Source organism: Aliiruegeria lutimaris (genome assembly GCF_900099935.1).
In the GTDB taxonomy this organism is placed as follows: Bacteria; Pseudomonadota; Alphaproteobacteria; order Rhodobacterales; family Rhodobacteraceae; genus Tropicimonas; species Tropicimonas lutimaris.
Genome location: NZ_FNEK01000125.1, coordinates 1 through 7,980, shown reverse-complemented (window position 1 = coordinate 7,980; position 7,980 = coordinate 1). Strand labels below are relative to the sequence as shown.

The window sequence follows — 7,980 nt, the reverse complement described above, 5'->3', positions numbered from 1 at the left end:
GTCGGCGATGCGCGCCTCAATCCAGCCGGTCACGCCGGCCAGTTTGCGGTGACCACCTCCGTTACCTTGCGGTCGTGGTGTCAGTGATCCGGTTTCCCGCCGCAGCTTGATCAGATCGTTCACAAATCTCGGCGAAACCCGGAAGTGCCGCGCCGCCTCGCGGTGCCCGTGACCTTCATCGACAAAAGCGACGACGCGCTCGCGTAGCTCTATTGGATGTGGTTTGCCCATCTGAGACCCCTATATCTGCCTCAACAGAAGGGAATCACATCACAACCAATCTGGGAAGCCTGAATCAGATAGGCCGCGACACGCTCTAGAGTAACGATTTTGAACAGCACGTAATACTTCCTCTTTCCAAAAATATCCCGGGGGGAGCGCTCATGGAGCGCGGGGGGCAGCGCCCCCCAGCTGCCGCGCCCATCACGAACGAGCCTTGTCTTCGATGCTTCCGAAATAGCCCAAGAAAAACCCGCCGCGGCTTGCGCCGGGCGGGTTTGAAATACTTGTCCTGTCAGACAGCGACGTCAGACAAGCGCCGTGCTCACCGCACTTTCGGGAAGCTCTTCGTCAAAGCAGCGCTGGTAGAACTCGGCCACCGTCTGGCGTTCCAACTCGTCGCATTTGTTGAGGAAGGTCAGCCGGAAAGCATAGCCAACCGAACGGAAGATCAGCGCGTTCTGGGCCCAGTTGATCACCGTACGCGGCGACATGACGGTCGACAATTCGCCGTTCATGAAGGCCGTGCGGGACAGGTCTGCCACTGTGACCATCCGGCTGACGGTCTTGCGGCCCTTCTCCGTGTTGTAGGTCGGCGCCTTGGATAGCACGATCTGCGTTTCTGCGTCATGGCTGAGATAGTTCAGCGTCGCGACGAGCGACCAGCGGTCCATCTGTGCCTGGTTGATCTGTTGCGTGCCGTGATAGAGGCCCGTCGTGTCACCCAGACCGACCGTGTTCGCCGTGGCAAACAGGCGGAAGGAGGGGTGCGGGGTGATGATCTCGTTCTGGTCGAGCAAGGTCAGCTTGCCGTCATGCTCCAGTACCCGCTGGATCACGAACATCACGTCGGCACGGCCGGCATCGTATTCGTCAAAGACGATGGCGACAGGGTTGCGCAGCGCCCAGGGCAGGATGCCCTCGTGAAACTCCGTGACCTGCTTGCCGTCGCGCAGCTTGATCGCATCCTTCCCGATAAGGTCGATCCGGGAGATGTGGCTGTCGAGGTTCACACGGGCCGCCGGCCAGTTCAGCCGCGCGGCGACCTGTTCGATATGGGTCGATTTGCCGGTGCCATGATAGCCTTGGATCATGACGCGGCGATTATGGCTGAAACCGGCGAGGATCGCGAGCGTCGTGTCCGGGTCGAACTTGTAGGTCGCGTCGATCTCCGGCACCCGGTCGCCACGCTCTGCGAAGCCCTTCACGATCATGTCCGTGTCGACGCCGAAGACATCGCGGACGGAGATTTCCTCTGTGGGCCGTGCGTTCGGGTCGATAGGTGTCGCTGCCATGATCCAGATCCTCGAAATAGTGGGGCGCCGCCATGGCGGTACCGTCGTCGGGGATGCACCATTCCGCGCGGGCGTGCAAGGGGGGGCTGGGCGCGCACGGACTCGAGAAGCGCTGTGCGGCCGGAATGTGCGCCCGGTGGTCCCGAGGGGCTGTATTTTTCTCCGTTGGCCCTGCACATTGGCTCCAAGGACATTCGGAGGGAGAAGAAATGAGCGGCCGCGCTGCAAGTGAAAAAAGTTCTGCCGGGCCGCGTCGGGTCGTGGCCCTGATGATGGCCCTGACGGGCGCGATGTTTCTTTTCTTCCTTCTGCGGGAGGATGTGCAGAATTTCACCGCACTGGAATGGAGCGATCTGCCCATGGCTCTCGTGCTGCGCTACCTCGTTGCCATGGCGCTCGGAGGAGCACTTTCGGGGTGGCTGCTGGCTGGCTTTTTCGGTCGCGCTGGCGTGTCGGGCTGGGCCCTGGCCGGCGTTGGCGGGGTCATCGCGACATTGCTGGCCTGTCTGGTGGGGTCTGCCTTCGGGCGTTTGCCGGAATTGCTGGCCGATGGTTGGCAGCTGGCAGACCTGATTCCCGTGATGGCCGGCCTGCTGGTCCCGGTTTTCGCGATGGCCGGGCAGCCCCTGATCGCGGCGGGCTGGGTCGTGATCGTCGTGCTGACCCATATCCTTGCAGGACGCGCCCGAGGCTAGCCGTCTTGCTGTCTACTGCGGGTAGGCGCATCGGCCGGAGATCCGGCCAGGACGCCGGCGCGGTTACTTGAAGTTCCGGCTTTCCTTGATCTGGTCCCAGGCCCAGACGACTTCCTGCAGGCGTTCTTCGTCCGACCGGTCGCCGCCATTCATGTCCGGGTGCAGGATCTTGATCAGGCTCTTGTAGGCCTTGCGTACTTCGGCCTTGGTCCAGTGATCCTTCGCATCGAGGATTTCCAGCGCCTTGCGCTCGGTCGGGGGCAGGCGGCGCCCGCCACCGGAGCCCTTGCCGGGGTTGCGCGTGGCGTTCTCGCCCAGCACCTGGTGGGCGTCGTCGATGCCGAGCCGGGCCCAGGCGCGTTCCTCGGCGGTCTGGCGGAAAGGCTTGGTCTCGCGTTCCCAGACGCGGTCCTTATCGACCTGGGCCTGCATCTCCTCTTCGGAGGTGCCGTCGAAGAAATTCCACTTCAGATTGTATTCGCGGACATGGTCCTTGCAGAACCAGAAATAGTCGTCGAGCGAGTCGGGCGATTTGGGGGCACGGTATTTCCCGGCCTCTTCACAGCCCGGATGGTCGCAGATTCGCTGCGATGTTTCGAAGGCACCGGACATACCCCGCTTGCCCCGCGAGCGCTTTTTCTTGTCGCTTTTTACGCGGATATCGAAGCCGAAGGGATCGGACTTTGCCATGAAACGGTATCCTTTCTCGAAACTGCTGCGCTCGATTCTGAGTTCTTTCCGACTCGGACGCAGGAGTTTAATCTGTCGGACGGGGATTAGAACAGGGGGTCAGGCAAAAAATGAGTGTTGCCGAGGAAATCGAGCGGAAACTTACAGAGGCCTTCTCGCCGAGCGAGATCGAGGTGATCGACGAAAGCGAGAACCATCGCGGCCATGCCGGCTACCGCGAGGAAGGGGAAAGCCACTTCCACGTGCGGCTGCGCGCGCCCGCATTCGCCGATATGAGCCGCATTTCGCGGCACAGGGCGGTTCATGCCGCGCTTGGAGCCGAGCTCGTTGGCCGGATCCACGCGCTTGCACTGGACTTGGCGCCCTGAGACGGGCTTTCGGAAATCAGTCCGGCTTTTGCGTACGACCCGTGGCTGGGCCGAGCTTCGGCGCGCCGCCCGAGGTCGATTCGCGATAGGCGGTCAGGGCGGCTGCCGCGGCGGCGGCGGCGGCCTGGTCGGTTGCGTCGCTGCCGCGCTCCGGGATGATCGAGGGGACGGCTTTATCGGGAGCCCGAGAAAGGGCCGTCTCGGCCGCTTTCGCGGCCTCGGGAGCCGGAAGAGCCTTGGGCTTTGCAACACTCTTCGTAACATACGTGGACAGCACGCGGCGGAACACGAGCATGTTCTGATAGGTGGTGGTCGAGCCGGTCAGACCGGAACGCTCCTCGCAGGGCAGCGTATCGGCGCGCAGATATTCCCAGCCCTCGGCGCCCAACTCGTTCATGACTGTCTGCAACGCGTTGGCAAACCGCTCGCGCGGGCCTTTGACGCCCTTGCCCTTGCGCCCTCTCTCGGGTGCAGGCACCACCTTGTATTCGTAAACCGCCATCATCTTCCCAATCTGCACCGCTTGCGACGCGGCCCCTTATAGGCAAGTGGCCCGGGCCTGCAAACTCTGTCCTTTGCGAGGCGGGGGCGAGCGTCGCCACCCCCGCTGCCTTGTCTAGATGAGCTTCTTGGCCACGATCTCGTTCACGGCCTTCGGGTTGGCCTTGCCGCCCGTGGCCTTCATCACCTGGCCGACGAACCAGCCGGCGAGCTTCGGGTTCACCTTGGCTTTCTCGACCTGGGACGGATTGGCCTCGATGATCTCGTCCACGACCTTTTCGATCGCGCCGGTATCAGTCACCTGCTTCATGCCGCGGCTTTCCACGATCTCGGCAGGGTCGCCGCCTTCGGTATAGACGATCTCGAACAGGTCCTTGGCGATCTTGCCGGAGATATCACCCTTGGAAATCAGGTCGATAATGCCGCCGAGCTGGGCCGCGGAGACCGGGCTTTCGGAGATGTCGTGATCTTCCTTCTTCAACCGACCGAAGAGCTCGTTGATCACCCAGTTGGCGGCGAGCTTGCCGTCGCGCCCGGTGGCGACCTCCTCGAAATAGGCGGCGGCCTCCGCCTCGGCGGTCAGCACCGAGGCATCGTACTCGGTCATGCCGAAATCGGTCACGAAACGGGCCTTCTTCTCGTCGGGCAACTCGGGCAGCGTTTCGGCGATGCCATCGACCCAGCCCTGTTCGATTTCCAGCGGCAGCAGGTCGGGGCAGGGGAAGTAGCGATAGTCATGCGCTTCTTCCTTGCTCCGCATCGAGCGGGTCTCGTTCTTGTCCGGATCGTAGAGGCGGGTTTCCTGCACCACCGCGCCACCATCCTCCAGGATGGCGATCTGGCGGCGCGCCTCGTAGTCGATGGCGGCCTGGATGAAGCGCATGGAGTTCATGTTCTTGATCTCGCAGCGGGTGCCGAGATGCGAGAAGTCCTGCGTTTGCTGGTACTTTTCGTACTGGCCGGGACGGCAGACGGAGACGTTCACGTCGGCCCGCAGGTTGCCGTTCTGCATGTTGCCGTCGCAGGTGCCGAGATAGCGCAGGATCTGGCGCAGCTTGACCACGTAAGCCGCGGCCTCTTCCGGCCCGCGAATGTCGGGGCGGGAGACGATCTCCATCAGCGCGACACCGGTGCGGTTGAGATCGACGAAGGACATGTGCGGGTCCATGTCATGGATCGACTTGCCGGCATCCTGTTCGAGGTGGATGCGCTCGATGCGCACCTTGCGGGCAATGCCGGGGCCCATGTCAACGAGCACTTCTCCCTCGCCCACGATCGGGTGATAGAGCTGGCTGATCTGGTAGCCCTGTGGCAGGTCCGGGTAGAAATAGTTCTTCCGGTCGAAGGCGGAGAACAGGTTGATCTCGGCCTTCAGGCCCAGCCCCGTGCGCACCGCCTGCTCGACGCAGAACTCGTTGATCACCGGTAGCATGCCCGGCATGCCGGCATCGATGAAGGAAACGTTGGAGTTCGGCTCGGCGCCAAACGTGGTCGAGGCACCCGAAAACAGCTTGGCCCGGGAGGAGACCTGGGCATGGACCTCCATGCCGATCACCAGTTCCCAGTCTTCCTTGGCACCGGAAATGACCTTTGGTTTCGGGGCTTCGTAGGTGAGGTCGAGCATTGCGCAGGTCCCTTTGGCTGATCGCAGCGGTCTTAGAACAGCGCGGGGTAAGGGGCAAGTCGTCTGGCGCGATCCATCGCCATTCCCGCGTGCCTGAAGCCGACGATACCGCCTAGGCAGGCGTTTGGAAGCAGGGAGGATTGGCCGGCCGGTCCCGGGTTTGCGAGAAATCGCCGATGTATTTTCGTCACCTTTGCCGCAGAACGCGAATTCGGGTATGAGAAGCTGCCTTGCGGTTTGAGGCGGTTAACGAGAGTTACAGATGTCCAATCTGATTGCGCGCATTGCCAAGGCTTCTGTCCTGGTTGGGGCGCTGACCCTTGCGGCTTGTGCCGATGTTCAACAGGCGCTTGGGCCCGATGGCGAGCCAACGGCGAGGGCTTCTACCAAGACGCCCGAGCTTGACTACGCGATGCGTTGGGATCACCAGCCGAATTCGGATGCGTGGACGGCGACTGCGGTGTCAGCGCTGCGCACGCATGGGGCGGTTCTGCCCCACATGGTTCCACGCGATATCGAGAAATGGTGCCCCGGCTATGTCAATGGCAGCCAGGAGGAGCGGGAAGCGTTCTGGGTCGGGCTGATCTCGGCACTGGCCAAGCATGAAAGCACTTGGAATCCAAAGGCCGTTGGCGGTGGCGGGGCCTGGTTCGGTCTTGTTCAGATCTCGCCGCAAACGGCGCGCGGTTACAATTGCGCGGCGCGCAGCGGTGAGGCGCTCAAAAACGGGGCGAGTAATGTCAGCTGTGCAATCCGGATCATGTCACGTACAGTGGCGCGCGATGGCGTGGTGAGCGAGGGCATGCGCGGCGTGGCGGCCGATTGGGGCCCGTTCCATTCGGCCAAGAAACGCTCGGACATGATCGAGTGGACGCGTTCGCAGCCCTTCTGCCAGGGCAAGACCGAGGCCAAGGGCCCTGCGGCGCTTCTGAAGGGGCTGACGAAGGGCTGAGTGAGCTTTGTCGATCATCCAGAGAATTGCTTGAACGGCCGGAATTATTCCGGCCGTTTTGATTCTGACTGCTGGATTGTGTGGTGATGCCTCGCTGTCTCCGTAAATTTGATTGATTTTTCGTGTTCTTTCCGGCATGCATTCGGAAATGGACGACATTGACCGGAAAATATGTGGCCTGTTGCAGGCCAACGCACGCGCTTCAAGCGCGGAGCTTGCCGAGACGGTCGGCCTGTCGGTTTCCTCCGCAAATGAGCGGGTGCGCCGGTTGGTGTCGCAAGGCGTGGTCGTCGGATGGCAGGCGCGGCTGGACCCGGATGTGGTCGGGGCGGGGCTTTGCGCGCTGGTTTTCATCGATATGGATTACGAGGGTGAACCGGAAGCCTGCGCTGCGCTCGTCGCGCGACCGGAGGTGATGGAGTTGCACCATGTGAGCGGTGCGCATTCCTACCTGATGAAGATCCGGGTGCGGGACAGCCGTGCGCTGCAAGCCTTTCTGCAGGAGGTGTTGAAACCGTTGCCTGCCGTGCGCCGGACGGAAACCCTGCTGTCGCTGGAAGCCCTGAAGGAGACGACGGCCATGCCGATCGCCGGTCTGGACTCGGGCGGGGACGATGCTTGAGGTTCTGCTCAAGGGAATCGGGATCGGTTTCGCCATTGCCGCCCCGGTCGGCCCAATCGGGCTGCTGTGTATTCGCCGGACGCTCATGGACGGGCGCGCGGCAGGGCTGGCGACCGGTCTCGGGGCCGCGACCGCGGATGGGGTCTACGGGCTGATGGTGGCGGCGGGCTTCGCGGCGACGGGCATGCTGGTCTCCTATGCCAATCCGCTGGCCATCGCGGGCGGGGTGCTGGTGGCTATCCTCGGGGGGATGTCTCTCAAGGGTGTCTTCACCACGCCAAATGCGTCGGAACTGCAACCGGCCGGCAATGGACGCCCCTATCGGGGTGTTGCGGTTGCCTGGGCGACGACCTTTTTCCTGACGCTCTCCAACCCGATGACGATCCTTGCCTTTGTCGGTATGGTGGCCGCGCTCGGCTCGGCGGCTTCGGGCAATCCTGCGGCGCCCTATTGGCTGGTCATGGGAGTCTTTACCGGCTCGGCGCTTTGGTGGCTGTTGCTGGTGCACCTTGCGCTTATCGCGGGCAGTCGGATGAACCCCAGCGCAACGCGCTGGCTCGATTTCGCCTCGGGAAGCGTGCTTCTCGTCTGGGGGCTCTGGATCGCAGGCGGGACCCTCATCAATTAGCTATCGGCAGGTCGATTTTCGCAAAGATTCCAGCTTTTGCTGACAAAGCGGATGAGGTGGATGGCTCCTGCTCCACCGGCATCGAACGTGCCAAAGTGCAGTTGTCATCGACTGCGAGGAAAGGAGCCATCCAATGACAGTAAAGACGGTGGGCCTGGATTTGGCCAAGGACGTTTTTCAGGTGCACTGCGTTTCGGCTACCGGGCGTAAGATCATCAACAAGAAAATCAAACGCGCGAAGCTGCTCGCCTTCTTCGAGACATTGCCACGCTGTGTGGTTGGAATGGAGGCTTGCGGTTCAGCCCATCACTGGGGTCGCGAACTGCGCAAGCTTGGCCATGATGTTCGGCTCATGCCGGCGGCCTATGTCAAACCTTATGTGAAGC

At 62.3% G+C, this 7,980-nt stretch carries 10 protein-coding genes and 1 pseudogene; 6 read left to right on the top strand and 5 right to left on the bottom strand.

The window, feature by feature from the left end; genetic code table 11:
* Together BLR85_RS27035 and cobS are read right to left on the bottom strand one after the other, a co-directional pair.
* Positions 1-231, bottom strand: a 231-nt coding sequence (locus BLR85_RS27035; protein ID WP_139188358.1) for a helix-turn-helix domain-containing protein, incomplete at its 3' end; no start/stop codon positions are given.
* Positions 232-527: 296 nt separating this feature from the next.
* The gene (gene cobS / locus BLR85_RS27030) at positions 528-1,514 is read right to left on the bottom strand and encodes a cobaltochelatase subunit CobS (RefSeq protein ID WP_093164709.1); all 987 of its coding nucleotides are present in this window, start codon (positions 1,512-1,514) and stop codon (positions 528-530) included.
* 209 nt (positions 1,515-1,723) lie between these two features.
* Here cobS and BLR85_RS27025 point away from each other — a divergent pair, with 209 nt between their 5' ends.
* A complete protein-coding gene (locus tag BLR85_RS27025) occupies positions 1,724-2,209 on the top strand; it encodes a hypothetical protein (protein ID WP_093164707.1) in 486 nt (161 codons plus the stop codon).
* 63 nt (positions 2,210-2,272) lie between these two features.
* On the opposite strand, the gene BLR85_RS27020 is transcribed toward BLR85_RS27025, so the two are convergent.
* Positions 2,273-2,899 (bottom strand): DnaJ domain-containing protein, encoded by a 627-nt coding sequence (locus BLR85_RS27020; RefSeq protein WP_093164704.1) that lies wholly within the window; start codon positions 2,897-2,899, stop codon positions 2,273-2,275.
* Between the two features lie 110 nt (positions 2,900-3,009).
* Here BLR85_RS27020 and BLR85_RS27015 point away from each other — a divergent pair, with 110 nt between their 5' ends.
* Positions 3,010-3,267 carry a BolA family protein gene (locus tag BLR85_RS27015; protein ID WP_093164701.1) on the top strand — a complete coding sequence of 86 codons (258 nt, stop codon included), beginning with the start codon at positions 3,010-3,012 and terminating at the stop codon, positions 3,265-3,267.
* 16 nt (positions 3,268-3,283) lie between these two features.
* Here the strand turns inward: BLR85_RS27015 and BLR85_RS27010 are convergent, their stop codons facing one another.
* Together BLR85_RS27010 and gatB are read right to left on the bottom strand one after the other, a co-directional pair.
* Positions 3,284-3,772, bottom strand: coding sequence for a DUF4177 domain-containing protein (locus tag BLR85_RS27010; protein ID WP_425284516.1), 489 nt, complete (start codon positions 3,770-3,772; stop codon positions 3,284-3,286).
* Between the two features lie 111 nt (positions 3,773-3,883).
* Entirely contained in the window at positions 3,884-5,392 is a 1,509-nt protein-coding gene (gene gatB, locus BLR85_RS27005) for an Asp-tRNA(Asn)/Glu-tRNA(Gln) amidotransferase subunit GatB (protein ID WP_093164696.1), read from the bottom strand.
* A gap of 262 nt (positions 5,393-5,654) precedes the next feature.
* Here gatB and BLR85_RS27000 point away from each other — a divergent pair, with 262 nt between their 5' ends.
* The 4 genes and pseudogenes from BLR85_RS27000 to BLR85_RS26985 all read left to right on the top strand — a co-directional run.
* Positions 5,655-6,344 carry a transglycosylase SLT domain-containing protein gene (locus tag BLR85_RS27000; protein ID WP_093164694.1) on the top strand — a complete coding sequence of 230 codons (690 nt, stop codon included), beginning with the start codon at positions 5,655-5,657 and terminating at the stop codon, positions 6,342-6,344.
* A 148-nt stretch (positions 6,345-6,492) separates the two neighbouring features.
* Positions 6,493-6,966, top strand: a complete 474-nt coding sequence (locus tag BLR85_RS26995; protein WP_170844804.1) for an Lrp/AsnC family transcriptional regulator — start codon at positions 6,493-6,495, stop codon at positions 6,964-6,966.
* A complete protein-coding gene (locus BLR85_RS26990; RefSeq protein WP_093164689.1) occupies positions 6,959-7,594 on the top strand; it encodes a LysE family transporter in 636 nt (211 codons plus the stop codon). Before BLR85_RS26995 ends, BLR85_RS26990 begins: the two co-directional genes overlap by 8 nt.
* A gap of 133 nt (positions 7,595-7,727) precedes the next feature.
* Positions 7,728-7,980: pseudogene (locus BLR85_RS26985) on the top strand (IS110 family transposase); the annotation flags it as partial.

Excerpts from the sequence above, each read along its gene's own strand:
- cobS (WP_093164709.1), bottom strand. The coding sequence starts at position 1,514 with ATGGCAGCGACACCTATCGACCCGAACGCACGGCCCACAGAGGAAATC.
- BLR85_RS27025 (WP_093164707.1), top strand. The coding sequence starts at position 1,724 with ATGAGCGGCCGCGCTGCAAGTGAAAAAAGTTCTGCCGGGCCGCGTCGG.
- BLR85_RS27020 (WP_093164704.1), bottom strand. The coding sequence starts at position 2,899 with ATGGCAAAGTCCGATCCCTTCGGCTTCGATATCCGCGTAAAAAGCGAC.
- BLR85_RS27015 (WP_093164701.1), top strand. The coding sequence starts at position 3,010 with ATGAGTGTTGCCGAGGAAATCGAGCGGAAACTTACAGAGGCCTTCTCG.
- BLR85_RS27010 (WP_425284516.1), bottom strand. The coding sequence starts at position 3,772 with ATGATGGCGGTTTACGAATACAAGGTGGTGCCTGCACCCGAGAGAGGG.
- gatB (WP_093164696.1), bottom strand. The coding sequence starts at position 5,392 with ATGCTCGACCTCACCTACGAAGCCCCGAAACCAAAGGTCATTTCCGGT.
- BLR85_RS27000 (WP_093164694.1), top strand. The coding sequence starts at position 5,655 with ATGTCCAATCTGATTGCGCGCATTGCCAAGGCTTCTGTCCTGGTTGGG.
- BLR85_RS26995 (WP_170844804.1), top strand. The coding sequence starts at position 6,493 with ATGGACGACATTGACCGGAAAATATGTGGCCTGTTGCAGGCCAACGCA.
- BLR85_RS26990 (WP_093164689.1), top strand. The coding sequence starts at position 6,959 with ATGCTTGAGGTTCTGCTCAAGGGAATCGGGATCGGTTTCGCCATTGCC.